The sequence below is a fragment of the Desulfosalsimonas propionicica genome (assembly GCF_013761005.1).
In the GTDB taxonomy this organism is placed as follows: domain Bacteria; phylum Desulfobacterota; class Desulfobacteria; order Desulfobacterales; family Desulfosalsimonadaceae; genus Desulfosalsimonas; species Desulfosalsimonas propionicica.
Genome location: NZ_JACDUS010000002.1, coordinates 62,157 through 87,709 on the forward strand (window position 1 = coordinate 62,157; position 25,553 = coordinate 87,709).

Genomic DNA, 25,553 nt, shown 5'->3' on the forward strand with positions numbered 1-25,553 from the left:
GGTGTTTCAAAAAATTGCAATGACGGTCGTATGCTTGTTTTTTGTGCTGACCGCCGCTTCAGCATGGGCGCTGGTCAATTATGAAGCCGGCCGGATGGAAATCAACGGGATTTTGCTGCTCCAGGATGCCGGTGATTCGGATGTTTATTATTATCTGCCCACTGTGCCCAGGGTATCGGAAAAAAACAACAGTGCCCTGGAGATTTCCCTGGTGAAGTTCGTGGATCCCAAAGGCGACACCAGCGGCGGGCTTTTGCACATGCTCATGACCTTTTCCCTGCCTGCAGATGAGCGCGCAGCCCTTGAAAAGGCCCTTAAACAGAAAAGACCAAAAGCCCGCCTGGCCGGGCCGGTGCCCCTGAACCAGCAGGAAGAGGGAAGTTTTTCCATTATTTCCGGAACGCTGTCAGACGATGGGTTTACCCGGAGTTTGATCAGCAGCGGCCGGGCACCGGTTACCCCGGGTTCCAGGGCCGCGGTGGCCGCCACCCTGTCGCCCCACGGGGCGACCTTGTTGTGGGAATCGTTAAATAAACCCACCTCGGATGTATCCGTTGCCCTGCGGACTTATTACGAGGCCTCCCTGCCGTCTTTTGAAGCCCGAATCAGTGCGGATGTGAGCACGGTTTATGAACATTTCTCAAAGGTTTTCAACCGGCAGGACAATTATGCCAGACGTCAGATCCGGGATATCATGGATGAACTGGTCCGCACCGGCACCGTCAATGTGGAGATCTTTGACAGGCTTCCGGAGGATACGGCCAACAAGGCCATGCAAAGCCTGGTGGATCTGGCCACCACCAAATTGACTGAAATTATTTTTGACCAGGAAACCGGATTTACCGCAATTCCGGAAAAGGAAGAAGCTGTTGAATCCGGCCAGATCAAGGGCCGTCAGAAAAAAGGATGGCTGGCCAAGGTGTTCACCGGTACGGGCAACCAACAATATTACACGGATAATCAGTATGTGCTCAAAAAACGAACTGATATCAACCGGGCCACTTTCAATATCAATTTAAACCGGCGGGCCGTGATTCGGGTGCCTGTGGACACGGCAGGAAATATATCGGGCCTGTACAGGGAATTCGGGGAAAACCCGGAAATGTTTCGGGTGGTCAACCTGGCGGATCCGGCCTTTGAAAAACGGGAGGTCTTTTTCCGTATTGACGGCAACTTTTCCGGCGTCTTTGAGGATATCATGAATTTTGCCGGGGTTTCTGTGATCAAGCAGTATCCGGATCACGCTGCTGCAGCCGGTGAACTGATATTCACACGGGAGGATATCCGGCAGGGGGTACTCAGCAAATCCTGGCGCTACGCCCGGCTGGGGCAAAAAGAAGAGGCCTGGCTGGATTACGGGTATCGCACCACCTGGAGCATCAGGGGCCAGCACCAGATCAAGAACCCGGAAAACCCGGATGAATGGCACACCAGCAGTGATCCCATCATCACCATTGCCCCGCCCCTTGACCGGATGGACCTGGAAGTGGATGCGGATCGTTTTCTTTTCGAAGATGCAGGGATCCGAAGCGCCACGCTGGAAGTCCGATACCCGGTTTTTGGCGAGAAGGTTAAAAAACGGCTGGCCGTAATGCGGGTCACGGATGCCGAGTCTGTGTCCGGCCACGTGCTTTTTTACGATCCGCAAGCAGCCGTTGATTACCGGGTCAACTGGTACCCGTCCGGTGGCCGGCCCATTAAGGGCGACTGGCAGCCTCTGGATGAAACCTATCTGGTTTTGATACCGCCTGAACTATAATTTAAGGAGGATATAATAATGATCCGATTCAAGCAGGTGGGAATGATTACAGTACTCATCCTGTGTATGGCGGCCGGAGCCGCCCTGGCCGGTGCCGGCAGCACGGCTGGTGCAAATCTGGAATATATCCAGAAATTAAAACCCAAAGCCATCCGCCCGGCGCTTACCGTCCCCTCATCAGAGACTGTCCGGAAAGTGGGCGGGATCCAGTACGGCCGCCACCGGGATGTCAAGCTCAAGGACGGCACCACTGTCCGGTGTTTTCCCGAGGCCACCCGGGATCCGGCAAAAACCAGCAAAACTTATTATTATCTGCCCACCAACCCGCATATATCCAGGCATGCCGACGGTACCCCGAAATTTTCCCTGATTCGTTTCGTGACGGATAAAACCAAGGCCGAAGGCGGGGCCGAGGGCGCCGTGCTCCATTTTCTCGTTGAATATGGCCTGGATAAAAGCCAGCAGCAGGCAGTGGAAAAAGCACTGCAAAAGCAGGTCAAGGGTGCCCGGCTAAAAGGCGCGGTGCCCCTGGAAGTTGGCGCGGAAGGCAACAGCTTCAACGTGGTCTCTGCCGTATTGGGCGACGAGGAGTTTACCGCCACGCTGATCACCACCGGAAAGGCGCCGGTGATGGAGGGTCAGCAGGTGGCCGTGGCCGCCCGGCTGGACGCCCACGGCGCCACCCTCCTGGCGGAAAGCTTCAAGCAGCCCACTTCCCAGGTATCGGTTGTCTTTGACCTCAAGTACGTGGTCAAGCTTCCGGCCTATGACGTCAAGGTCAAAATTAACTATGACAAATACCATGAAATCGAGTCCCAATACAGCTACCACCGGGAAAAATCGACTGACAGAACCCGGTACTGGGATCCCAAATGGTACAACGCCCTTAACCTGAGCACGAGAAAAACCACGATGCTCACTGAAAAAGAAAAACACCAGATGCTGGATTTCCTGGAAGAGACCGGGGTGGTGAGCTTTGATTACGTCCAGCATGTGCCTGACAGCGACAAGGAGATCGTTGAAAGCGGCTTGCACAAGATTGTGCTGGAATCCTTTTTTGACATGCAGAAAAGGCTGGGCCAGCCCGCGGAGGAAGAACTGTTAAGCGACGACGAGCAGACAAAAGAAGACAAGGACGCCATTGCCCAAAGACGCAAGGAAGCCGCAAAGCACAAAAAGTACCAGTACACGGTGTTTCAGCGAAAAGAGATCCGCCGGAAATCCACCCAGACGCTGAACCTCAAAAAGGTCATGGCCCGCTATGAGCACTATTCCATGACCGGCAACGTGGGCGCCTGGTATGAAAAATACAAGGATGATCCGAAGCTCGTCACCGAAGTCAATTTGGATGATCCGTTTTTTCAGCGGCGGGAGATGCGCTTTATTATTGACAATGAGGCCTATGATATATTCAATGAAATGGTCAATTACGCCACTGTCCAGGTGCGGGTGCCCCGCAAAGACCAGCGGCCCTTTATTGATGAACTCACCATTGACCGGAAATATCTGGAAAACAACGGACAGACCGCAACCCTGACTTATGCCCGGATGGGCGATGATGCCCAGACCTATGATTATGCCGTGCAATGGAGTCTGCGGGGCGGCCACCTCTATCCCCCGGAGCCCGATTGGACGGAGGGAGAGCTCATGGCCGTGACCCTGGCCGCCCCTGTGCGTCCCCGCACCCTGGAAGCTGAAGCCGACCTGGGAGAACTGGAGCAAATGGGCATCGCACGGGCGGTTGTCGAACTTCAGTACACCCGCTTCGGAAAACAGCATACTGACAGCAGAGCGCTGGCCATTTCTCCGGCCCAAGGCGAGCCCCTGGTCAACAAGGTGATATATCAGGATGCAAACAGTGATAAACTTTCCTGCCGGGTAATTTACTATCACAAAAAACTGGGCCGGCTTCCGGGCAGCACCTGGCAGCCGGTGGCGGGAAATTACATTTTCTGCGCCCCTTCAGGAACGATTTTACAAAAAATTCAATCTGCGATGAACTGATAACAATTGGATAAAAAAGGAGAAATCATGATGAAACGGTTGATATTGGTGTTGTGCTCCATGCTGCTGGTGTTTGGTTCCGCATGCGGCAGCGAATACAGTGATGTGGTGGATGTGCAGAAGGATTTTATTGATTTGTCATCTGATTATAATTCGGACATGGAAAAGGCCGATTCGGCTGAAAGCGTTGCTGCGGCCATGAATGCGTATGCAAAAGGGTTAGAATCCCTGGCCCCGCGCATCAAAGAGATCAATGAAAAATACCCTGAACTCCGGGACCCGGAGCAAATGCCCGAAGAAGTCAAACAGACTGCCAAAGAGCAGGCCGAGGTTATGCAGAAGGTCAGCAGCAGCTTTATGAAAGCCATGCCTTACATGAACGATGCCGCTGTCCAGGAGGCCCAGCAGCGGATCACAACCGCCATGCAGGGCATGGGTTCGCAATAGCTTCCAACAGGGTCTGAAACTGACCGAATTTAAGGGCCTCAGGGTTTGATGGCGCCGTAAAAAGTTCAAGATCAAGGCTTGCGCAATTTCGAAGAATGCAGCGTACTTATCCGTACGTGAAATTCCGAGAAATTGCGCGTAACGCAGATATTGAACTTTTTACGGCGCCATCAGGGTTTGAGACGGATTCGGAGTTCGCCGTCCTGCACCCGGAAATCTTCAACGCCTGCGGCAAAGGTGGACCAAAAGCCTTTTTCATTGCCGAACTCACGGACAAGGTCCACGTTTTTTAAATTTCCCATCCAGGCATTGGGCAGGGGCACGCCCCAGATACTCATGCCCCGGATTTTGACAACGGGTTTGGCGTTGGCATAGCCCAGTTCCACCCCTGCGGTGATTTTTATGGTTTTGCCGCCCAAAAGCGGAAAATCCGGATCCATGGGGATCAGTAGTTTCATGCTGGCCATGTCTTCGGAAAAATTAAATGCCAGCTTGTCTGCCAGGTTGGTGTTTTTGGCGATCAGGGCATTGAACTCCCTTTGGCTGAAAATGATTTGCCGGCTGCCGGGATCTTCCGTATATGGCTCCGGGGTTACGGGCGAATTTTGATCCCGGGCCGGTCCCTGGGAAGGTTGGTTCATGGATGCGGCATTGAGCCGGTTGATTTTTTGGGTGAGCTTTTTTTCCTCTTTGGGGCTCAATGTCACCGGCGTGAATTCTGAGGGAAAAAACACGTACCGGATGGCCACAGCGGTGCCAACAGCGGAAAGCAGTGCCACTGCCGCAAGAATTGCAATAAATTTGAGCCGGCTGCGGGATTTGGGCCTTTGATCCGCAAGCCGGTCCGGTGGTTGGCTTTGTTCATTCATTTGTCCGGGGCCTTAATTCAAAAATATTTTTATTCCGAAACTGAGCCCGGGATCGCCATCAGGGTGACAAGCGCCTTGGACACCAGTTTTTCCTGGTTTTGGAGAACCGAAAACAGTTCCGATTCCGCCGCGAGAATCCTCCGTCCCTGGTGGATGATCCTGGATCGGCACGCCACTGTATCGCCTGTGACCGGTTTGAAGTAGTTGATTTTCAGTTCAATGGTCAGTATGGAAACATCTTCGGCCACCAGGGTGTAGGCGGCGTATCCGGCGGTGTGATCGGCCATGGTGGCCAGCACCCCGGCATGGACAAAGCCTTCACGCTGGGCGTGCTCCGGGCCGACAGTCAGTTTTACCTCAAAACGTCCGGCATCAACATTGACCACCTCTATTCCGCAGTGGGCCGGAAAACCCTGTCTGTAATCCTGCTTTAAAAATTCAAAGCGGGTGTTATTGTCCATTGGCGTGGCAGCACTTTTTATTAGGGTTTCGGGCTTTTTTCGTTATTTGGGATAAATGGTGACATTGACTTTTTTCCTGCCCCACTGCAGGGCCTCTGTGTGGGAGCGGTAAAAAATGTCCAAACGCCGGGGGCCCTTGATGGCACTGCCCCGGTCTTCTACGACGCCGTATCCGTATCCGGGCACAAACATGCGCGTGCCAAAGGGATAATACCGGGTATCTGCGGCAATGGTGCCGTCTTCGGGCAGCAGCAGCCACGGGAAAAACACGATGCGCACCAGTATCATCCAGGGATGGGTAAGGCTGTCTCCGGAAAAAAGTCCGGGTTGGGGCTCACGGGGTTTGGTGCCGCTTGCGGTCAGCCCCGTGTAAGGCCGGCCGGCCCTGGGACCATATGAGATGTATTTGTTCCAGACATCGAGTTTCAGGCATTTCCACGAGCCCCGTTCCCATCCGCAGCACTGGCCGCAGCCGCAGTAGGCGGTCACCTCCATGGTTTTGACCCGGTATTTGCTGCCGCATCCGGCAGTCATCACCACAATCGCCGCCATGAGCAATACCAGAAGGTAAACGGACTGAAATTTTTTCTCGGACATGGACGAAGTTTTCCTTCTTACCCCACAGGCCGGCAATCCGGGCAAAACACCAGCCCGAGAAGCCGTCTTTGTTTACCTGGGCTCTTCAAAATACTCAACCTGGTAGGTCAGCACCTCGGTATCGCCTTTTTGCCAGGCATCTGAGGGCAGCCCGGCCTTCATGCACAATTGCTCCAGAAAGGTCCTTTGATCCGGGAGCTGTTCCCAGACTTGGGGCAGAAACGTGGAGCTGTAGGGTCCTTTTCGGAGAATCACCCCGTCCACATGGGGACGGAGCTTGTCAAGCAGATCCCGGCCGTCCTTGTAATTCAGGGGTTTGGGTTCTGTGAGCAGGCTGACCTCGATTTGGATTTTTTCAAATTCCTGCTTTGACAAGGGAGCAAAGCGCGGATCCTGAAATGCGGCGTTTACAGCGTTGTCCTGCACAGCGCTGATCAGGGGCTTGTCCGGCAGAAGGTTTCCGATACAGCCCCTGAGTTGATCATTGATTTTCAAGGTCACGAAAGTGCCCCGGCGGCTTTCAAACGCGGTATCCCGGGATGCGGCGTCCAGATCCGTTGAAGGTTTGTAAGACAGGCCGAGACGCTCGGCAATGGTTTTTCTGGCGATTTCAAGCAGGATTTCGCCTTTTTTTTCGTCAAACTCCCGGCTTTGATGCTCCTCTGTCATGGGTGCCTCTTTGTTTCTTGCCTGTGATATGCCATTCTGATTGCGCGCTGAGTTCCGGTCACCCACCGCTACCGCGACGGTCCGGGTAGATCAATGGTGGCGCAGGTGTTGCCGGACCCGCAGGTTTGGGACGAAACCTGGGGTTTGGCGCCCTGCTGGCCTGTTTTGCAGCAGCCCACCCGGCTGATCACCCGCTCCAGGGTTTCACAGCCGCAGGCCTTGCATTTCATCTCCACTTCCTCGGAGTCATTTCCGGCACCGAGGATAAATTCCTGGATGTCTCCGCACTGGACGCATTTAAATTCATATATGGGCATGCCAATGGTTTCCTTTCTTTTGTATGGTTTTAGCTGGTTTTAAAGACGGTTTTTTTAAAACGATGTTTGATGCTGCCGTAAAAAACTTCTCACATGGCTTGATGGTTCTCAGGAAGAAAGCCCTGCGTCCGGGAGCCGTTTTTACGCTTCAAAAACAGCCCCCCTTGGACTTCCTTGGAAATCCAGTGCCTGTGTTGGGCAGAATTCCCCATATTTTGAATTATTGAAAAGATATCAAAAAGGTCCGGGCCTGTCCAGGATTTCAGCAGGGGTTTCGGCAGGTTGTTTGCGGTGGATGAAAAATCCCAGAGGGCCCGGGCTTTAAGGGCGATGCAAGGCAAAGCCGGGCAGCATGGATGCATTTGCCAAAAAAATGTTTATAGTATGTACGCATTTGAGTATATACCGACAATTTAAGCTCAATATACTTGCAGAAAGAAAATCCATAAGCGCTTTGGCTGATCGGCGGCCCGAAAAAGGAGTTTCCTCGCTTCAGGAGCCTCCCGGAGCCTCAATTTCCACTCGGAAACTTGCTTTTTCGCGCCGCGTCAGGGTAACGCAGTACAATTTCGGTAACACTTAATCACTTAACACTGACTGTAAAAAAGACTTTTTACAGGCTCATCAAAATTGAAAATCAGAATCAGTGCAAAAGGAGCATGCATTTATGTCCCAACCTGCAAGTCCCATGGAGATTTATAAACTATTAAACAAGTCCAACTGCCGCCATTGCAATGAAAAAACCTGTATGGCCTTTGCTGCGGCAGTGTTTACGGGAAAAAGAAGTTTGTCTGAATGCCCTTACGTGGATGCCGAGGCTGTTGCGGCATTTGAAAATCAAAACAATGCCGCCCAACAGTCAAACGGCAATGGTGCAGAAGTCGATGATGCCGTGGAAGAGCTTCGGGAGCAGGTGCGCCAAACCGACCTGGAGGAAGCCGCCCGGCGCCTGGGCGCCCGTTTTGAAAAAGGCCGCATCATTGTCAAGGTCATGGGCAAGGATTTTGCCGTGGACGGCGACGGCCGGATTTCCACCCAGATTCATGTCAATCCCTGGGTGACTGTGCCGGTGTTTGATTACATCGTCAATGCAAAGGGCACGCCCCCCACGGGCCAGTGGGTGCCCCTTCGGGAGCTTAAGGGCGGACGTGAGCGCGAGGGCCTGTTTGACCAGCGCTGCACCAAACCCTTAAAAAGCATTGCAGACAACTATACGGATTTTTTCAATGATATGCTCGACGTGTTTGACGGCAAACGTACTGAAACCCGGTTTGATGCCGATACCGCGGTGGTGATGTATCCCATGGCCAAAGCCCCTCTGCTGTTTTGCTACTGGGAGCCCGAAGAGGGGATGGAATCGAATTTGCAGATATTTTTTGACAAATGCGTGGAAGACAACCTGAGCATCGGCTCTGTCTACACCTTGGGAGCGGGTCTGGCCCACATGTTTGAAAAGTTTTCCTTAAAGCATACAGGTTGATTGCAGCAGAACCATTTAACGTCAATCCCGATTCATCCATATAACCGAGCCCAAAAAAAGGGGCCAAAAAAGGGGGGAGATGATGATCCAGACCCGGATTACCGAATTGTTCGGCATTGAAAAACCCATCGTTCAGGGCGGGCTGATGTGGATCGCCCGGGCGGAACTGGCCGCAGCCGTGGCCAATGCCGGCGGCATCGGCTTTATGACCGCGTTGACATTTCCCGACCCCGAGGATTTGCGCGCGGAAATCCGAAAATGCCGGCAGATGACAGACAAGCCCTTTGGTGTCAACCTTACGTTTCTGCCCACGCTCACCCCGCCGGACTATCCCGCCTATATCCGGGTCTGCATCGAGGAAGGGGTCAGATTTATCGAGACCGCCGGCAGAAACCCGGAAGCCTACATGGATGAGATCAAGTCCGCAGGCATCAAGGTGCTGCACAAGTGTACCTCGGTGCGCCACGCCCAAAAGGCCGTGAAAATCGGTTGTGACGCTATCGGCATGGATGGTTTCGAGGCAGCCGGCCATCCCGGTGAAGACGATGTGACCTCCCTGATCCTGCTGCCGGCCACCCGGGATGCCATTGACGTTCCCCTGGTGGCCTCGGGCGGGTTTGCCGACGGCCGGGGCCTGGCCGCAGCCCTGGCCCTGGGCGCGGATGCCATCAACATGGGCACCCGGTTTGTGGCCACAAAAGAGGCGCCGGTGCACGACAATGTCAAGCAGGCCCTTGTCGGCCGCACCGAGCGAGACACCCGCCTGATCATGCGCTCTTTGCGCAACACCGAGCGGGTTTTGCACAACACCGCTGCTGATAAGGTCATTGAAATCGAGCAGCAGCCGGGTGAAACCCGCATCGAGGACATTGTTCCCTATGTGGCCGGCCGGGTGGGCGAGGAAATGCTAAAAGACGGCAATATGGAAACCGGAACCCTGGCTGCGGGCCAGTGCATGGGCTTAATCCGGGACGTGCCCAGTGTGGAGGACCTGCTTGAGCGCATCATGGCAGAGGCCGAAGCCGTGATTCGCAAAAACGCGGAAAGCATACGGGACTGAAAAAGGCTGGAGCCGTCGGTCATCGCCAACTTTGGATGCATGACGGCTCCAGTTTTTTGTGTTTTTACCAGGACTTGCTCAGGGTAATGATAAACTGGGAGCCTTCCGGGCTGTTTTCTGCGTGAAATTCCCGGAGAAACCGGAGGTTGACCTGCATGAGCCGGGGCGGGGGGAAGAAAAAATTGATTTCCGCGCCCAGGGCATGGTTTTGTTTTCTCTCCGAGGCCACGGTGCCGGGGCCGTCATCGCTGTCATCATCGATTTGCCAGGTGGAGCATCCGCTGATGCCCGGCCGGACCACAAGGCCGGGAGAAACCGGGATTTCCTTGCCAATTCCCCATTCCACCACAAATTCCGCTCCGGGCCGGATATCGGTGTCCTTTTGCCGGCCGTGGACCAGGGTCCGGGTCAGGGCGCTGGCCGACCATGTCTTTTGCTCATCGAAAAACAGGGTGCCGCCAAGGGTGAGCATGCCGCTCCAGTATCCCAGGCCGGGGGAGGCGGGTTTGTCTGCGTCAAATTCGCCGATGGGGGCAATCACGGCCAGAGCGGCCACGGCATCCCAGGCGGGCCGGTGCCAGGACAGGGCAAAGGGTTCGATGGTGATGTCGCCCACGCTCAAAGATTCGCTGTCGGATATCCCCATGGCGTCAATGGAGACATCCTTGCTCAGCACGGGCACAATCACGTCGTAGAGCACCTCTGCGCCCAGAAATTTTTTATCCGTTACATGAATGAATCTGTGTACGCTGGCAAACACGTCCAGGTCATAGCCGATGTCGAGTTTCTCTCCGCTGTCGTCGGTTAAGGTGGTGGGATTGTAGAAGGTGTTGTACATGCGGTAATGAAAACCCGGGGGAGGGGTGGATGCGCCCAGCACACCTTCGGTTCCCATGGGGTAATGGGTGCCGGCAGTGGCGCAAAAACCGGCAGAAGCGGTCAAAAACAGACCGGCTGCCCACAGCCCGCAGAAAATACATAAAAACCGTGGTAAAATCCTTTTGGAACCTGTTTTTGCCATACCTGACAATCCTTTCCTGTTTTTCGCCTTGTTGTTTGTACGGGCTTGCATGGTACCCGTGAGCGGCCGATAATGGTGAACGATTATTAAAGCTGCCTTATATAAGGCTTGCCCGGATTGTTCAACCCAAATTGAGCGTTTCAGATTTTTAAAAGCAATTCATTTGGGTTGAAAACCGCTCAATTCAGGTTCAAGTTTTTTGTCCGGGTTTTTACATATCCTTTACAAACTTTTACATTGACTTTTACATTTTTCCGGGCTAATGGATAAATCATGAAAACAGAATTGAGTCCACGACAGCAGCGGTTGCTCGATTATCTCCGGGAGCAGATCGCGGAAACCGGCCAGACGCCGTCTTTGCGCCGGGCCGCCGGGGATCTGGGAGTGAGCCATACGGCAGTGGCGGAAATGCTAAAAGTCCTGGAGCAAAAGGGGCTGGTAAAGCGCCATGGCCGCTACGGCAGGCATCTGCACCTGCTCAACCGCGCCGGCGCAACTGCCGGAATCCAGCGGATCCGGGAAGTTCCGGTCATCGGCCGGATCACCGCCGGGCTGCCCATGTACGCCCAGCAGCAATGGGAGGAAAGCATTGTGGTGGATGCAGAGCTTTATAAGGGAGACAATCTTTTTGCCCTGCGCGTAAAAGGCGATTCCATGACCGGCGCCGGCATCCTCAGCGGGGACCTGGCCATCTGCCGGCCCCGGCAGTATGCTGCAGACGGTGAAATCGCAGCCGTACTCATAAACGGCGAGGAAGCCACGATCAAGCGTTTCTTTGCAAGGGCCGACCATATCCTGCTCAAGTCTGAAAACCCGGATTTTCCGCCCCAGCGCTACGGGTTTGACCAGGTCCTGGTCCAGGGCCGGGTCATCGGGATCCAGCGCGGCCCGGACGTGATGCAGAGGCTCTGATATGGGCCGGGTTTTTGAGCGGGAAGTGATTCATTTGAATATCGCCGATTTTGCCGCGGCCGTGGAAAGCCTCCGGGAGCCCAGTCTTCGGGGCCGGCCCGTGATCATCGCCCCTGCCGGCGGGCAGCGGGCCGGGGTGTATGACATGAGCGAAGAGGCCTACCAGGCCGGTGTGAGAAAAAACATGCCCTTATACCAGGCCCGGCGCCGGTGCCGGGATGCCGCGGTGCTCGCCCCGCAGCCGCAGCGCTACGCACAGGCCATGGCCCGGGTGGTGCGCCGGGTCATGCCGTACTCCCCCTTGATCGAGCCCGGTGAAATGGACGGCCACTTGTTTGTGGACGTCACGGGAACAGGCCGGCTCCACGGCCCGGCCCGGGACGCGGCCCGGCGCATGGCCCGGCAGATCCAAAGGGACCTGGGTTTTTGCCCGGCCTGGGCGGTGGCCGCCAACAAGCTGGTTGCCAAGGTGGCCACGCGGCTGGTAAAGCCGGCAGGGCAGTACCTGGTGGCCCCGGGTGATGAAGCCGGCTTTCTTTGGCCCCTGGGCCTGGATTTGATCCCGGGCATCAGCAGAGACGATCTTTTTCGCCTCCGGGAACTCAACCTGATGACCGCCGGCCAGGCCGCCGGGCTGAGCCCGGAGCAGCTGGCCGTAATTGTTGGCCGGCGCGCGGGAAAAATCCATGACGCTGTCTGCGGCATTGATTATTCACCCGTGTCCCCCGCCGGAGAGAGGCCGGATACTGTTTCCGCGGCCTGCGGCCTGGGTTCGGACACCAATTGCGTGTCTGCCGCAGAAGCGGTTTTATACAGGCTTGTGGAAAAAATCGGCGCTGAACTTCGATCCCGGAACCGGGCTGCCCGCAGGCTGGTGATGGCCATTGACTATGCAGACGGCCGGTGCTGTTTTCGGCAGACAACCCTGGAACCGCCTGCAGCCGATGATATCACCCTGTTTGCGGTTTGCCGCAGGCTTCTGCACAAGGCCTGGGTGCGCCGGGTGCGCCTGTTTTATGTGTACCTTGCCTGCCCTGCACCGGTTGCCTTCCAGGTGCAGCGGCAGTTGTTTTCCGATCCGGCCGGGGTGATTGCAACAAGAAATTCTCTGGCAGGCGCCGTGGACCGGATCCGTCATCGCTTCGGCCACGACGCGGTGCGCCCGGGCCGGGTGATGGTCGTGCAGCCATGATCCCCCTGGCGGTGCATTCCGGTTATTCTTTTTTACAGGGTACATCTGGTGTGGAGGCCCTGGTGGGCCATGCTGCGGCCCTGGGCCATGAGTGGCTGGCGCTCACGGATACGGACAACCTCTGCGGCCTATGGGCCTTTATGGCCGCCTGCCGCCGTCACGGTATCCGCCCCATTACAGGCGCTGAAATCACGGAACCGGCCACGTCCAGGCGTGCGGTCTGCCTGGTCAAAGACACCCGGGGCTATGCCGGGTTGTGCCGGCTTTTGAGCTGCCGCCACACAAGTTCGGATTTTGACCTGGCATCCGGGTTGGCTGCTTTTGGAAAAGGGTTGGTGGTGCTGGTTTCAGACCCGGATCTGCTGTATGCCGGCCATGAGGCAAATCTTGACATGGTGGCGGCCATGTTTGGACACCCGCTGCCCGCAGATCATCTTCTGTACAGGGCCGCCCGGCGTCTGGATATTCCCCTTGTGGCCGCACCGGCGGTTTTTTTCAGCCGGCCCGAAGATTTTGAAATTCACCGGGTGCTGCGCGCCATTGCCGGAAACACCATCCGATGCCGCCTGACACCCCGGGATACGGCCAGGAAAGACGCTTTTCTGGCTGCACCCCGGCAATACATGCGCCGGTTTGCCGCATGCCCGCAAGCTGTTTTACAAAACGCGGCCATCGCCGAACGCATCGGTTTTACCGGCCCGGATTTCGGCCTTGTGATGCCTCCGTATGAATCCGCACTTCCGGAACAGGCAGCCGGGCAACTGCGCCGGGCGGCCTATGAAGGCGCCCGGCGCCGCTACGGCCAGCTGTCCGCGGCGGTCACCCGGCGCCTGGACCATGAACTCGACATTATTTCCGCAATGGGTTTTTGCGGCTATTTTTTGATTGTGGCCGATATTGTCCGCCAAAGTCCCCGCACCTGCGGCCGCGGCTCAGGGGCGGCCTCCCTGGTGGCTTATTGTCTGGGCATTACCAATGTCTGTCCGGTAAAACACAATCTTTATTTTGAGCGGTTCTTAAACCCGGGGCGCAAGGATCCGCCGGACCTGGATGTGGACTTTGCCTGGGATGAGCGCGATGCCGTGATTTCCGGGGTGCTGGAGAAATATGCGGGCCGCGCCGCCCTGGTATGCAATCATGTGTGCTTTGGAGACCGCATGGCGATCCGGGAAACCGCCCGGGTGCTGGGCATGACCGAGCGCGAGATCTCCCGGGGCATGAAGGCCGAGGACCCGCCGCCGCCCTGGCCGGAGATTTTCCGGATAGCCGCACGGATCGCCGGGCTTCCCAGAAACCTGTCCGTGCATCCGGGCGGTGTTGTCATTACCCCGAAGGCCATTGACACTTACGCGCCCGTGCAGACCACTGCCAAAGGGCTGCCGGTTCTGCAATGGGACAAGGACGGAATGGAAGACGCCGGGCTGGTAAAGATTGACCTGCTGGGCAACCGCAGCCTGGGCGTGATCCGCGACGCCCTGGCCGGGGTTTGCCAAAATGGCGCAGAAATTGATGAAAACGCCTGGGTCCCGGAAGAGGATCCCGCCACCTGGCAGATGGTGGCCCAGGGGGGGACCATGGGGTGTTTTTACATTGAAAGTCCGGCCATGCGCCTTTTGCAGGAAAAAAGCCGTACCGGTGATTTCAGCCACCTGGTGATTCATTCCTCCATTATCCGGCCGGCGGCCAACGAGGTGATCCAGGAATATCTCCGCCGGCTCCGGGGCGGGGCCTGGAAGCCCATCCATCCCCTGGCCGCAGATGTTCTCACCGAAACCTACGGCCTGATGGTCTACCAGGAAGATGTCTCCCGGGTGGCTGTATGCGTGGCGGGCTTTTCCCACGCCGAAGCCGACGGACTGCGCAAGGTCATGTCCAAAAAAGACCGCAGCCGCCATCTGGGGGATTATTATCAGCGATTTGCCGCAGGCGCCCAGCAGCGCGGGGTGGCATCCGGGGACATGGAGGCCATCTGGCGCATGATCATGAGCTTTGGCGGCTATAGCTTTTGCAAGCCCCACAGCGCATCCTATGCCCGGGTCTCGTTTCAGGCCGCCTACCTGAAAACCCATTTTCCCGCTGAGTTCATGGCCGCTGTGATCAGCAACCAGGGCGGGTTTTACTCCGCTTTTGCCTATGTGTCCGAAGCCCGGCGCCTGGGCGTGACCGTGCTGGGCCCGGATGTGGAAAAAAGCCGGATTGCCTGGACCGGGAAAGGGAAAAAACTGCGCGTGGGGCTGGTGTCTGTAAAGGGCTTGTCTTTTGCCGGCTGCCGGCGCATTGTTTGCGAGCAGGGCAGGGGGGCGTTTGCCTGTGCCCAGGATTTTTTTGACCGGGTGGGCCCGGATGAAACCGAAGCCCGGGCCCTGATTCATTGCGGCGCCCTGGACCGCTTTCATCCGGAAAAAAACCGGGCGGTTCTGCTGTGGCAGTTCTGCGCCCGGGCCCGGGCCAAAAGGCCCGGGGCAGAATCGGCCGGCCTGTTTTCCGCCCCATCTGCTGCGGCCATGCCGGATCTGCCCGAGGCAGACGCATTGCTGCGGCTTCGCCGGGAATTTGCCGTGCTCGGATTTTTATGCCATTGCCACCCCATGAGCCTTTTTGTCCATGCCCTGAAAGGGGCAAATACGATCAAGGCCGCTGATATCCCGGCTTCTGCCGGCCGGCGGGTGCGGTTTGCCGGCTGGCGGATCACCGGCAAGACGGTTTTGTCCAAAAAGGGCGATCCCATGGAATTTGTCACCTTTGAAGACGAAACCGGTTTGGTGGAGACCACGTTTTTTCCGGATGCCTTTGACCGGTTTGCCGGTGTGCTGGAATCCGGTCGTGCGTTTCTGCTCTCCGGGGTGGTGGAAAAAAACTGGGGGGCCGCCACCCTGCGGGTGGACTGGCTCCAAAAGCTCGGCGCGGCAACAGGGCGGATGGCTTCGTGAAAATCAAAAAGACGCGGCATAAGGGCGGAATAAAAAATTTACATACATCTGCAATGGTGCTAAATCCATGATATGATTCTAAACACCTTGTTTCCGGTCTTTGCTGTAATTTTTCTGGGAAGCGTTCTCAGGCTGTCCGGATTTGTGAGCCGGGATTTTTTTCATGCCTCAGACCGGCTGGTTTATTTTATTTTCTTTCCCTGCATGCTGTTTTGGAAAATCGGCACAGGCGATCCGTCCGCCGGGTTTGACCCTTATTTGTTTGCTGCTGTGCTGGCATCGGTGCTGCTGGTTTTCGTTCTGAGCACCGCTTATATTGTTTTCGGAAAGGTGGGGACTTTTCAGGCAGGCAGTTTTTCCCAGAGCTGCTACCGGTTTAATACCTATATCGGCATGGCTGTGATGCTCAAGGCAGCAGGCGATTCCGGCGTTGTTTTGTTTGCGGTGTTGATCGGGCTGATCATTCCGGTGATCAATGTGCTGTCAGTAGGGGTTTTGATCTGGTTTTCAGAAAAAGATTATCCGCCAGGGCAAAAAGCATGGTATATGCTCCGTGCCCTTGCCACCAATCCGCTGATTCTGGCCTGTATTGCCGGTATTGGGTTTTCTGTATCCGGTCTGCGGCTGCCGGTATTTGCAGACAACACGCTTTCCTTGGTATCCATGCTCACCCTTCCCCTGGCCCTGATTTCCATCGGCAGCGCCCTGGGGATAAAAAAGTTGGGCAGCGGTTTCCGGCTGGCGCTCACCGCAGCTTTTTTTAAGCTGATGGTCCTGCCTGCTGCGGGTTTTTTTTTCATGAAAATGTTTGGTGTATCCCAAATCGCATTTCAGGTGGGCATGATTTTTTTCTGTCTGCCGGCTTCAACAGCGATTTACGTGCTGTCCTCGCAAATGAATTCGGATACCCAGCTGGCGTCCGCCTCGATTGTGGTTTCCACCCTGCTTTCCTTTGTTTCCCTGTCAGGGGCCCTGATGCTGGTTTGATCAATTTGGCGGCATTTTTTCATGGAATTTTTTACAAGCTGTGTTTAATATTAAAGCAGCCGTTTTTTTAGCAAAACGATGTTTTCCAATTTTTTAAAACACAGGGGGGGAGAAGTCATGAGAAAATCGTCTTTATTGCTTCTGTTTGCCGCATTTACGCTTTGTTTTTCACTGTTTGCAGCAGACGGCCAGGCCAAAAGTGCTTTTGTTTCCATCGGCGGCGGCCCCACGGGCGGTACGTTTAATTACTTTGCCAACGGCATTTCCATTTTCGCACCCAAACAGCTCGATGGGATTCGCATGTCCCCGGAAGGATCTGGCGGATCGGTGGAAAATGTACGCCGGGTTCATTCCGGCGATTTTGACTTCGGCATTTCCTATGCCGTTGATATCGGTCTGGGCGCAGAAGGAAAACTGCCGCAGGATGAAAAAGTTTACGACAAGGTGCGATGCATCGGCTATCTTTACGGTGCGCCCGCCCAGCTTGTGGTCCGGGCCGACAGTGATTACAAAAGCGCCATGGATCTGAAGGGAAAGCGCGTGGCAGTGGGCAATGCCGGATCGGGTGCGGCCACATCCGCTGAACGGTTCTTCCGCCATATTGGCGTGTGGGAAAATTTCAATCCCCAGTTCCTGGGCTATTCCACAGCTGCATCGGCTTTTCAGGACGGAAAGATTGAGGCCTTCTGGGTTCTGGTCGGATATCCCAACGCCTCGGTTATTGAAGCAGCTACCCAGACCCGGATCCGTCTGATCGATGTGGGCGTTGATGCGGAGAAAACCGGTTTTTACGACGCATATGCATACGCCCCCACAACCATTCCCGCCGGTACATACCCGGACCAGGAAAAGGACTGTCATACCTTCCAGGACTCCACTCTGCTGACAACCCGCGCTGATGTTGATGATGAAATCGTCTATAACATCACCAGGGTTATCTGGTCGGAAAAAGGTCTTGAATTCATGCGCCAGGCCCATGGGGCAGCCAAGGAAATGTCGCTGGAAAACAATTTCAAAAATGCTTCCAGACCGCTTGCAAAAGGGGCGGCAAAGTTCTGGAACGAAAAAGGCAGGCAGATTCCGCCGGAACTCAAACCCGTTGACTGATTTGTAAATGATCCGCTGCTGACATCCGGACAGACAGGAATGTGCAATGACCCCGGAAACCCAGGAAGGTTCAGCAACACCGGAAACCGTTGATGCAAAAAGGCTCGAAGAACTCCAGGCAAAGGAGACAAAAGGCTCCCGATCTCTTTCCGGCTTCTGGTTTTACCTGACTTCGGCCATGTCGGTTTTCATGGCTTTGTTTTATATGTACGGAGCCGGCATCCGGCCTGTATCTGCCCAGTATCACCGGGGTGTTTATGTTGCCATTACCTTTGTCCTGGTTTTTTTGTTGTATCCCATGCACCGCAGGTCAAGAAGGGACCGTCCGTCTGTTTTGGACATGCTGCTTGCGGTGCTGGCCGCTTTTGTTGTGGGCTACTGGATTGTGGAGTTCGAAGCTCTCAACTACCGGATGGGAAATGAAACCACCCTGGATTTTATTGTCAGCACCCTGGGCATTTTTCTTTCCCTGGAAGTCTGCCGCAGGGTGCTGGGGTGGTCTCTGACCCTGACAGGAGCGGCTTTTCTTCTGTATTGCTACTTTGGCCAATACATGCCGGAGGCCATTGCCCACCGGGGGTTTTCTTTTGAGCGCATTGTCAATCACGTGTATTTAAAGCAGGAAGGTGTTTTTGGCATCATGGCCAGCGTGCTGGTCACGTATGTGATTTTGTTTATTTTTTTCGGATCTTTTTTGAAAAAATCCGGGGCAGGGCAGTTTTTAATGGATCTGCCCATGGCGCTGGCCGGAAGGACAACCGGCGGGCCGGCAAAGGTATCGGTGCTGGCCTCCGGGTTTTTTGGCTCCATTTCCGGAAGCGCCATTGCCAACACCGTCACCACCGGTGCCTTCACCATCCCGCTGATGAAAAAAGCGGGCTTCAAGCCTCATGTTGCCGGTGCCATCGAACCTGCTGCATCCGTGGGCGGCATGTTCATGCCGCCCATAATGGGTGCCGGCGGATTTTTGATGGCCGAAATGACCGGAACCCCGTATGTGACCATAATGAAAATGGCGATTTTTCCAGCATTTCTGTATTTTCTGGCCGTACTCGTCATGGTTCATTTCGAGGCCAAGCGACACGGCATTGTCGGCATTGTGGAACCGGATCAGCCCGGGGTCCGGGAAATCCTGAAAAAGGAGTGGTTCATGGGCCTGCCCCTGGTGGTCATCGTGGCCCTTATGCTCACGGGCTTCAGCCCCGGATATGCGGCAGTGCTCGCAACCCTTTCCTGTATCCTGGTATCCTGGTTTACAAAGGACCAAAAAATGGGTCCCGGACAGATATGGGAAGCCCTGCTGGAAGGTTCCAGAAACACGCTTGTCATCGGGGCAACCGTTGGCGTGATCGGTATTATTGTCGGCTCCATTGCACTTACCGGCATCGGGCTTCGGTTTTCTGACCTGATTTTCAATCTTTCCGGAGGAATCCTTCCAATCGCCATTCTGCTTATCGGCATTGCCAGCCTGGTTCTGGGCATGGGTGTTCCGGTGACCGCATCGTATCTCATCGTGGCGGTTCTGGCCGTGCCGGCAATGAGCAGCATGCTTGCCATGCATCATTATGGCGTTTCCACGGTTACCGAACTCGGCTTCACCAACCAGACAGCCGCTGCCTGGACCCTGCTGGCTTCACACATGATCGTATACTGGTTCAGCCAGGATTCCAACATTACCCCGCCGGTATGCCTTGCTGCTTACAGCGGGGCCGCCCTTGCCAACTCGGATCCCTGGAAAACAGGCTGGACCGCATTCAAGTTTGCCAAAATGATTTATATTGTACCGTTTTTATTCGCCTATTCCCCGGGCTTGCTGTTAAACGCTTCCGGACTCAAAATTTTTATGACCTTTTTAACCTGCATACTGGGTACGATTTCTTTTTCAATGGTCACAATGGGGTATTTCAAATGCGCCACCAATGTGGCTGAATGGATTCTGGCAGCCGTTGGCACCATTGTCCTGCTGTTTCCCCGGGTGGTGCCGGGAATTACCGGCCTGGAAATTTCCATTTTCATCATAGATGCGGCTGCCATCGCTCTTTTCGTGCTGGTTTATCTGATGCAGACGCTGCGGATCAAAAAAAATCCAAATCTTACCCTGCCCCTTGAACAAAGAAGGCATCTTAAGACCGTCTGAATTCGGCAGTCCGGTCATTTTTCAGCGTTTTTACGGAATACGGGCAGACCGAGGAGCAGATCCCGCAGTTATGACCCTTGTGGTAGGCAAAAAAATGCTTTTTTTTCCAGTTATCACAGGCGGCGGCATCGAGTATCGCATCGCGGCCCACACCCGGATGCCATGTCCTGCCGCTTAATGCGTCTGCCGGGCAGGCCCTGACACACTTCATGCAGGTTCCGCAGAAACTTTTTTCCAGGGCGGGGCCACATGATAGCGGCATGTCCGTGAAAACCGTTCCCAGCCGGATCCAGGAGCCAAACGAACGGGTGATCAACTGGCAGTGACGGCCGATCCAGCCCAGACCGGCTCTTGTGGCCGCAGTTTTGTGGGGGAAATCGGCCCGGATATGGACCGGATCGGAACGAACCGATGCCGCCAGCGGCTTTGCCGTATATCCCGTGGAGACGATTTTCTCTGCCAGTTGTTCGGATATTTTATTGATTCTCTGGTTTACCCGGGCATATTCATCTGCATAGGCTTGGTTGGGTCCGTTTTGGATGCCGGCCATGATTTGAGGATTCATGGGAAAAACCAGAGAAACAGCAAAGGCAAAGGGCCTGCCATTGGGATCCGGAGGCGTGCTGAACCCGTCGAGATCCGCCGCACCCCACAGGGCCACCCCGTTGGCATCCATCCAGCGGGCAAGCCATGGAGGATTGTTTGGGGATGAAAAATTTTCACGCACCTGTCTGAAGCCTTTTTACCGCTGCTGTCACCACTTCCAGTGCGCGATCGATTTCATCTTTTGTTGTCATCCGGCCAGTGCTGAAACGCAGGGTCCCCTTTGCGCAATTGCGTTCAAGATCCATGGCTTCCAGCACGTGGGAGATTGAAACAGTGTCTGCGTGACAGGCCGCACCGGCTGAGGCCGCCACCTCAAGGCCGATTTCCTCCAGGATCCGGTTGGCCTCAAGGCCGCAAAACGATATGCTCAGGGTGTTGGGCAGCCGGTGGGTCAGATGGCCGTTGACCCGGACAGGATCAATTGTTTCTGTGAGTCCGGCCTGTAGGCGGTCCCGGAGTTTTTCCATATGTGCGGATGTGGTTTTCAGGTTCTGTGCGGCAATTTCACAGGCCTTTCCCAAGCCAGCGATTTCCAGTACATTTTCGGTTCCCGCCCGGCATCCCGACTCCTGGCCGGCCCCGTGGCAGAAGGGCTCCAGTTGCAGGCCCTTGCGGATATATAAAGCCCCCACGCCCTTGGGTGCATAAAGCTTGTGGCCGGCAATGCTGAGCAGCGACACCCCCAGGTCATCCACGTTCACCGGGATTTTACCCACAGACTGGGCCGCATCAGTGTGCACCAGGATGTTTTTCCTCTTTGCCGCCGCAGCGATTTCTTCAATGGGTTCGATGGTGCCCACCTCGTTGTTGGCATGCATGATGGAAATCAGGATGGTATCCGAACAGATGGCGTCCTTGACAGCCTGCATTGCCACCCGGCCGGTGGGGTCAACCGGCAGGTAGGTGACCGAAAACCCCTCTTTTTCCAGAAAACCACAGACTTCCAGCACTGCCGGATGCTCCACCCGGGTGGTGATGATATGGCGGCCCTTGTCCTGCATGAGTCTGGCTGCGCTTTTAATGGCGTGATTGTTGGATTCCGTGCCGCCGCTGGTAAAAACAATTTCCCCGGGCAGACAGCCGATAAGGCCGGCCACCTGTTGGCGGGCGGTTTCCACGGCCTTGCGCGGGCCAATGCCATACCAGTGGGAACTGGAAGGATTGCCGAATTCGGTTTCCAGAAACGGGCGCATGGCGGCAATCACTTCCGGGTCATGAGGGGTGGTGCCGTTGTAATCCAGATAAATGGGGCGCAATGGGTTGTTCATGGCCAATCCGGTTTTTGGGTTGAATTGTAATATGGTGTTTGGTTGCAGCAGGTTTGAATTTGATTCTATAAAGAAAAATTGCGTTTGTAAATGTTTGTCCGGCTTTTATCAGGTAAAACGTTACGTAACGTTATGTTTTGGTTGTACTTTTTCTGCCGGCTGTTTGTGCTTTGTTTTTCGGGCATTGGCATTGGCCGAGCAAATGGCATGCTTTTTGATTAAACTTTATTGCAGATAGAAAACAAATCGTTTGAACCCCAATTCATGGAGGCGCAATTGATGGATACAGCATATTCATCTTTTCAGGCCAGGCAAAACAATATTGGCCGACCGGCCCGTGTCCGGGATCTGGAGCGGGCCGCAGATCAGGGCTTGGATGTTTCCTGCGCTGCTGACCCGCAGGTCATTGATTCGGATTTTTTTCATGAGAACCAATGGAAACCCGCCCATATTCTTTTGTGCTGGTTTACCGGAACTGTGGAAGGGGTGCCGTTTGGTTTTCGGAAATGTTATTCCAGAAGCCGTTTAACCGGTACCTGCAGCCAGGGTATCAATGCTGTGATGAGTGCCAACCGGTATCTGCAGGCTGATTACCGCCTGCTTGAAAAAGCCGGTATTGCCATGTCCCGGACATTTTTTTCCATCCAGGAGGTGTTGCTTCGCCAGCGCATGGAACAGGATGCAGACTGCAACCCGATGACGGTCAATGACGTGGTTCAAATCGCCCGGGAAGGAAACGAGGTCATTGTTGAGGCTAATTTGGATGCGGTTTTGGCAATTGAGCATTATACAGACGTGGACACAGATAAAATTTATCTGATGGCGGATTTGGTGGTGATTACGCTGGGCAGCACCACCCATTGCAAACGCTGCCTTGGCAGTTATGCGGCGGAAAATGAGGACCGTGAAAAAATACCGGCCGTTTCCGTGGCCAACCACCGGCTTCAGGATATTTATGAGCAGTTCCGGGAAGCTGGCGTCGGATGCAATGAAGGCTATTTCAATCCCTCATCGTTATTTCCGGACAAATCCGATCCGGGCCGGAGCCCCACCCGGCTGTAAGCCAGGCCATGTTTTTTTTTGCGGCTAAAGCATGGCAAAAGACCTGCCGATAAGAACAATGAACCCGTGGATAAACGGAATCATCAAAAAAAAGACCAAAAGTATGCAGGTTTATCGCGCTGACAAATCAAATGCCGAAATCCATCCTGGCCCTGGTGAAAAAAAAGGGCAGGCCAGCCTGTTTGCCCGGCAGTTTGACCGGATGCTGGAAAAAAGTGCTTACGGGCAGTCGGCAAAAGCACGGCAGCCGGTTCATCTGGGCACGATTACCCGTGATCATCCAACAGTGTCGCATCTTCTGGCCGATCATCATAGCTACGGCAGTGAGTGCTGGGAAATCATCCATTCAGGCCAGAACCACAACAAACCCTATACCCGGATTCCTGAAGGGACAGAAATTTTTCTGGACCCGCAAACCAGGGAAATTACCTGGCATGGGGATCATGTGGCCGGCTATGACGGCCGCACCCGTCCCGGCGCGGGTGCGGCCGCCTATCAAGCCTATGGTTCCGGGGGCGCGTCCGGTTCAAATCTTCCGGGTGATCAGCGCCGGGTCATCGAGGATGCCATTGATCTGGCCGCACAACGGCATAACATGCCCAGGGATTTGATTGCCGGGGTGATCCGGGCGGAGTCTGATTTCAATCCCGACGCGGTTTCGGCTGCTGGCGCCCGGGGGCTCATGCAGCTGATGCCAGAAACCGCCCGGGAGCTTGGGGTTGAAAATTCCTTTGACATCAGGGAAAATATTGATGCCGGTACCCGATATTTAAAGAAAATGCTGCAGCTTTTCGGAGACAATCTGGAAAAGGCCCTTTCCGCATACAATGCCGGACCAGGTGCGGTGCAGCGGTTTAACGGCCGGGTGCCCTATGATGAAACCCGGCAGTATGTGGCCCGGGTTATGTCCTTTATCCGATAGCAGATCCTGTCCAATCATGTCTTGGGCCCATCTTCGGGAGCCGGCATAGCGGCCTGTTTTTCCTTGCGGCGCTTGTCATACCACCTTGCGATGGCCGGGGCCCGGCCAAAGAGATAAACGCCCACAAACGCTGTTATGATAATGTAGATACCGCTGAAAACCCGCAGCTGGGCCGGGGCCATGCTGGCGATGATGGCTGAAAACTCCCCCCTTTGTACCATGGAAAATCCGGCCCTTACAGATGCCTTGGGCGAGAGCCCGAACATGCGGCTTCCGGCAAATGCCGTCAGGATCTTGCCGACAATGGCCCAGGCCGCCATTGCCACCATCATGGGCACATACGACACCCCTTCACCCAGATAAATGGTGGTTCCAAACCAGAAAAAGAAAAAGGGCAGTGTCAGATCCCGCACCGGCAGCGTCAGGTGTTCGAGTTCCGGGGATCGTCCGGTTTCCGAAAGCATCACCCCGGCCAGAAACGCCCCGAGGATTTCCGAAAGTCCAAGGGATATGGCCAGGCCGGCATAGGCAAGGGCCACGCCCACGCCCAGAAGCGGCATGAAATCATGCTGGATATACTTGGAGACAAATTGGTTGAGCCGCGAAAATCCGTAGTGGCCCATGACAATGGCGCCAATGACCAGCAGCAGGATTTTGGCAACCAGTATGCCCATAAACGCCGGCGAAAGCGATTCGCCCGCATTGATGCCGGCGATAAACGATACCAGCAGCGGTGCCACCAGGTCTTCAAAAATCAGCAGGGCCAGGATAAACTCGGCTTCCGAATTGGCCAGCCGTTTTTTCTCCTCCAGCATCTTGGCGGAAATCGAAGAACTTGTGGCATAGGCCACGGACCCGATGATAAAAGCGGAAATAAAACTCATGCCGAAGACCATGGCAATGAGCATGGCCCCGCCCATGTTGAACCCCACGTCCAGCATTCCCGCCGGCCATATTTTTTTTGAAATACTGACCATCCGGGCAAGGGGAAATTCCAGGCCCAGGATGAAAAACAAAAGCACGATGCCGATTTCTGCAACCGTGTGGATGGCCTTGATATCGTGGAAAAAAGACGATACCGCCACGCCAAGGATGATGTAGAGCAAAACCGAAGGCAGCCGGAATTTCTGTGAAGTGAAGCTGACCAGGAAAAATGTGCACAGAAGCAGCCCGGCAAACAGAAGAAAAGGAATGGTTTCCACGATTTGTCCTATAATTTGCACAGGTTGTCGAGGTTCTTGGTCTGCTCCCGGTTGCCGATAACCATGAGCATATCTCCGGGCAGGATCACCTCGTTGACATCCGGGCTGCCAATCATTGTTTCACCGCGCTGGATGCCGATAATCGTGGTTCCGGTCCGGGATCGGATCTGGCTGTCAATGATTTTCTGGTTGGCAATGCAGCTGTCAGGCTCCACGCGAAGCCATTCCAGGCGCACTGTTTTTAAAAAAAGTTCCACCCGGTCGTCGGTGACCGGCTGGTAATCCACGCCCAGCAGGATAGTGCCCAGCTGACGGGCTTCTTCATCCGTGAGACTGAGGGTGAAGTCCGGATCATCTTCCTCGTCTTTGTCAAAATGGTAGATTTCCCGGCTGCCGTTGTGGTGTAAAATCACGGTTACCTGCTCGTCATTAACCGTCTTGAAGGAATAGCGTTTCCCGATTCCCGGCAGTTCAGTGGTTTTGATCTGCATGGGGCGATTCTCCTTTTTGGTTTTTGGTATTGTTTTTTCAATATTTGTTTTTG

The 25,553-nt window shown here is 55.0% G+C and carries 23 protein-coding genes; 13 read left to right on the forward strand and 10 right to left on the reverse strand.

Translation table 11 applies throughout. The features are described 5' to 3' along the window. The first annotated feature begins 19 nt into the window (after positions 1–19). Genes HNR65_RS03735 through HNR65_RS03745 form a run of 3 tightly spaced genes read left to right on the forward strand, consistent with a single transcriptional unit; the run spans position 20 to position 4,210 of the window. Positions 20–1,759, forward strand: a complete 1,740-nt coding sequence (locus HNR65_RS03735; RefSeq protein WP_181550130.1) for a hypothetical protein — start codon at positions 20–22, stop codon at positions 1,757–1,759. Positions 1,760–1,777: 18 nt separating this feature from the next. Next, complete coding sequence (locus HNR65_RS03740) at positions 1,778–3,763, forward strand: hypothetical protein (protein ID WP_181550131.1); 1,986 nt, start codon at positions 1,778–1,780, stop codon at positions 3,761–3,763. A 27-nt stretch (positions 3,764–3,790) separates the two neighbouring features. Further along, complete coding sequence (locus HNR65_RS03745; protein ID WP_181550132.1) at positions 3,791–4,210, forward strand: hypothetical protein; 420 nt, start codon at positions 3,791–3,793, stop codon at positions 4,208–4,210. A gap of 170 nt (positions 4,211–4,380) precedes the next feature. On the opposite strand, the gene HNR65_RS03750 is transcribed toward HNR65_RS03745, so the two are convergent. The 5 genes from HNR65_RS03750 to HNR65_RS03770 form a co-directional block, all read right to left on the reverse strand. Continuing rightward, a complete protein-coding gene (locus HNR65_RS03750) occupies positions 4,381–5,079 on the reverse strand; it encodes an arginine N-succinyltransferase (RefSeq protein WP_181550133.1) in 699 nt (232 codons plus the stop codon). Between the two features lie 29 nt (positions 5,080–5,108). Beyond that, entirely contained in the window at positions 5,109–5,540 is a 432-nt protein-coding gene (locus HNR65_RS03755) for a PaaI family thioesterase (RefSeq protein ID WP_181550134.1), read from the reverse strand. Between the two features lie 42 nt (positions 5,541–5,582). After that, complete coding sequence (locus HNR65_RS03760; protein ID WP_232364644.1) at positions 5,583–6,137, reverse strand: 3D domain-containing protein; 555 nt, start codon at positions 6,135–6,137, stop codon at positions 5,583–5,585. 72 nt (positions 6,138–6,209) lie between these two features. Then, positions 6,210–6,806 carry an AmmeMemoRadiSam system protein A gene (gene amrA / locus HNR65_RS03765; RefSeq protein WP_181550135.1) on the reverse strand — a complete coding sequence of 199 codons (597 nt, stop codon included), beginning with the start codon at positions 6,804–6,806 and terminating at the stop codon, positions 6,210–6,212. Between the two features lie 68 nt (positions 6,807–6,874). Continuing rightward, positions 6,875–7,123 carry an FmdB family zinc ribbon protein gene (locus HNR65_RS03770; RefSeq protein WP_181550136.1) on the reverse strand — a complete coding sequence of 83 codons (249 nt, stop codon included), beginning with the start codon at positions 7,121–7,123 and terminating at the stop codon, positions 6,875–6,877. A gap of 667 nt (positions 7,124–7,790) precedes the next feature. Here HNR65_RS03770 and HNR65_RS03775 point away from each other — a divergent pair. Continuing rightward, complete coding sequence (locus tag HNR65_RS03775; RefSeq protein WP_181550137.1) at positions 7,791–8,603, forward strand: DUF3786 domain-containing protein; 813 nt, start codon at positions 7,791–7,793, stop codon at positions 8,601–8,603. A 79-nt stretch (positions 8,604–8,682) separates the two neighbouring features. Continuing rightward, on the forward strand, positions 8,683–9,663 hold the full coding sequence (locus tag HNR65_RS03780) for an NAD(P)H-dependent flavin oxidoreductase (RefSeq protein WP_220128280.1): 981 nt from the start codon (positions 8,683–8,685) through the stop codon (positions 9,661–9,663). 64 nt (positions 9,664–9,727) lie between these two features. Here the strand turns inward: HNR65_RS03780 and HNR65_RS03785 are convergent, their stop codons facing one another. Continuing rightward, a complete protein-coding gene (locus tag HNR65_RS03785; protein ID WP_220128281.1) occupies positions 9,728–10,684 on the reverse strand; it encodes a SphA family protein in 957 nt (318 codons plus the stop codon). 273 nt (positions 10,685–10,957) lie between these two features. On the opposite strand from HNR65_RS03785, the gene lexA reads away from it, so the two are divergent. From lexA to HNR65_RS03815, 6 genes are all read left to right on the forward strand, one after another. Continuing rightward, positions 10,958–11,596, forward strand: a complete 639-nt coding sequence (gene lexA / locus HNR65_RS03790; RefSeq protein ID WP_181550138.1) for a transcriptional repressor LexA — start codon at positions 10,958–10,960, stop codon at positions 11,594–11,596. Position 11,597: 1 nt separating this feature from the next. After that, positions 11,598–12,788 carry a DNA polymerase Y family protein gene (locus HNR65_RS03795; RefSeq protein ID WP_181550139.1) on the forward strand — a complete coding sequence of 397 codons (1,191 nt, stop codon included), beginning with the start codon at positions 11,598–11,600 and terminating at the stop codon, positions 12,786–12,788. Continuing rightward, positions 12,785–15,718, forward strand: a complete 2,934-nt coding sequence (locus HNR65_RS03800) for a DNA polymerase III subunit alpha (RefSeq protein WP_181550140.1) — start codon at positions 12,785–12,787, stop codon at positions 15,716–15,718. The genes HNR65_RS03795 and HNR65_RS03800 overlap by 4 nt, the downstream gene beginning before the upstream one ends. A 72-nt stretch (positions 15,719–15,790) precedes the next feature. Continuing rightward, entirely contained in the window at positions 15,791–16,705 is a 915-nt protein-coding gene (locus HNR65_RS03805; protein ID WP_181550141.1) for an AEC family transporter, read from the forward strand. A 117-nt stretch (positions 16,706–16,822) separates the two neighbouring features. Next, a complete protein-coding gene (locus HNR65_RS03810; protein ID WP_181550142.1) occupies positions 16,823–17,812 on the forward strand; it encodes a TAXI family TRAP transporter solute-binding subunit in 990 nt (329 codons plus the stop codon). Between the two features lie 46 nt (positions 17,813–17,858). Continuing rightward, positions 17,859–19,949: a TRAP transporter permease gene (locus HNR65_RS03815; RefSeq protein ID WP_181550143.1), complete on the forward strand. Its 2,091-nt coding sequence runs from the start codon at positions 17,859–17,861 to the stop codon at positions 19,947–19,949. Here the strand turns inward: HNR65_RS03815 and HNR65_RS03820 are convergent. Together HNR65_RS03820 and HNR65_RS03825 are read right to left on the reverse strand one after the other, a co-directional pair. Further along, positions 19,936–20,676 (reverse strand): 4Fe-4S double cluster binding domain-containing protein, encoded by a 741-nt coding sequence (locus HNR65_RS03820; RefSeq protein ID WP_332309009.1) that lies wholly within the window; start codon positions 20,674–20,676, stop codon positions 19,936–19,938. The genes HNR65_RS03815 and HNR65_RS03820 overlap by 14 nt on opposite strands. After that, on the reverse strand, positions 20,669–21,823 hold the full coding sequence (locus HNR65_RS03825; protein ID WP_181550144.1) for a cysteine desulfurase family protein: 1,155 nt from the start codon (positions 21,821–21,823) through the stop codon (positions 20,669–20,671). Before HNR65_RS03825 ends, HNR65_RS03820 begins: the two co-directional genes overlap by 8 nt. A 279-nt stretch (positions 21,824–22,102) precedes the next feature. On the opposite strand from HNR65_RS03825, the gene HNR65_RS03830 reads away from it, so the two are divergent. Continuing rightward, the gene (locus HNR65_RS03830) at positions 22,103–22,885 is read left to right on the forward strand and encodes a hypothetical protein (RefSeq protein WP_181550145.1); all 783 of its coding nucleotides are present in this window, start codon (positions 22,103–22,105) and stop codon (positions 22,883–22,885) included. A gap of 103 nt (positions 22,886–22,988) precedes the next feature. Next, positions 22,989–23,807: a lytic transglycosylase domain-containing protein gene (locus HNR65_RS03835; protein WP_181550146.1), complete on the forward strand. Its 819-nt coding sequence runs from the start codon at positions 22,989–22,991 to the stop codon at positions 23,805–23,807. Positions 23,808–23,821: 14 nt separating this feature from the next. On the opposite strand, the gene HNR65_RS03840 is transcribed toward HNR65_RS03835, so the two are convergent. Further along, positions 23,822–25,009 carry a cation:proton antiporter gene (locus HNR65_RS03840; RefSeq protein WP_220128282.1) on the reverse strand — a complete coding sequence of 396 codons (1,188 nt, stop codon included), beginning with the start codon at positions 25,007–25,009 and terminating at the stop codon, positions 23,822–23,824. Between the two features lie 8 nt (positions 25,010–25,017). Beyond that, a complete protein-coding gene (locus tag HNR65_RS03845; RefSeq protein WP_181550147.1) occupies positions 25,018–25,500 on the reverse strand; it encodes a cation:proton antiporter regulatory subunit in 483 nt (160 codons plus the stop codon). Positions 25,501–25,553: the final 53 nt, after the last annotated feature.

Coding starts and splice junctions, on each gene's coding strand:
- HNR65_RS03785 (WP_220128281.1), bottom strand. CDS start 10,684: ATGGCAAAAACAGGTTCCAAAAGGATTTTACCACGGTTTTTATGTATT.
- HNR65_RS03770 (WP_181550136.1), bottom strand. CDS start 7,123: ATGCCCATATATGAATTTAAATGCGTCCAGTGCGGAGACATCCAGGAA.
- HNR65_RS03775 (WP_181550137.1), top strand. CDS start 7,791: ATGTCCCAACCTGCAAGTCCCATGGAGATTTATAAACTATTAAACAAG.
- HNR65_RS03750 (WP_181550133.1), bottom strand. CDS start 5,079: ATGAATGAACAAAGCCAACCACCGGACCGGCTTGCGGATCAAAGGCCC.
- HNR65_RS03760 (WP_232364644.1), bottom strand. CDS start 6,137: ATGTCCGAGAAAAAATTTCAGTCCGTTTACCTTCTGGTATTGCTCATG.
- HNR65_RS03780 (WP_220128280.1), top strand. CDS start 8,683: ATGATGATCCAGACCCGGATTACCGAATTGTTCGGCATTGAAAAACCC.
- lexA (WP_181550138.1), top strand. CDS start 10,958: ATGAAAACAGAATTGAGTCCACGACAGCAGCGGTTGCTCGATTATCTC.
- HNR65_RS03815 (WP_181550143.1), top strand. CDS start 17,859: ATGACCCCGGAAACCCAGGAAGGTTCAGCAACACCGGAAACCGTTGAT.
- HNR65_RS03735 (WP_181550130.1), top strand. CDS start 20: ATGACGGTCGTATGCTTGTTTTTTGTGCTGACCGCCGCTTCAGCATGG.
- HNR65_RS03830 (WP_181550145.1), top strand. CDS start 22,103: ATGGATACAGCATATTCATCTTTTCAGGCCAGGCAAAACAATATTGGC.
- HNR65_RS03755 (WP_181550134.1), bottom strand. CDS start 5,540: ATGGACAATAACACCCGCTTTGAATTTTTAAAGCAGGATTACAGACAG.
- HNR65_RS03805 (WP_181550141.1), top strand. CDS start 15,791: ATGATTCTAAACACCTTGTTTCCGGTCTTTGCTGTAATTTTTCTGGGA.
- HNR65_RS03845 (WP_181550147.1), bottom strand. CDS start 25,500: ATGCAGATCAAAACCACTGAACTGCCGGGAATCGGGAAACGCTATTCC.
- HNR65_RS03740 (WP_181550131.1), top strand. CDS start 1,778: ATGATCCGATTCAAGCAGGTGGGAATGATTACAGTACTCATCCTGTGT.
- HNR65_RS03810 (WP_181550142.1), top strand. CDS start 16,823: ATGAGAAAATCGTCTTTATTGCTTCTGTTTGCCGCATTTACGCTTTGT.
- HNR65_RS03835 (WP_181550146.1), top strand. CDS start 22,989: ATGCAGGTTTATCGCGCTGACAAATCAAATGCCGAAATCCATCCTGGC.
- HNR65_RS03795 (WP_181550139.1), top strand. CDS start 11,598: ATGGGCCGGGTTTTTGAGCGGGAAGTGATTCATTTGAATATCGCCGAT.
- HNR65_RS03800 (WP_181550140.1), top strand. CDS start 12,785: ATGATCCCCCTGGCGGTGCATTCCGGTTATTCTTTTTTACAGGGTACA.
- HNR65_RS03825 (WP_181550144.1), bottom strand. CDS start 21,823: ATGAACAACCCATTGCGCCCCATTTATCTGGATTACAACGGCACCACC.
- amrA (WP_181550135.1), bottom strand. CDS start 6,806: ATGACAGAGGAGCATCAAAGCCGGGAGTTTGACGAAAAAAAAGGCGAA.
- HNR65_RS03745 (WP_181550132.1), top strand. CDS start 3,791: ATGATGAAACGGTTGATATTGGTGTTGTGCTCCATGCTGCTGGTGTTT.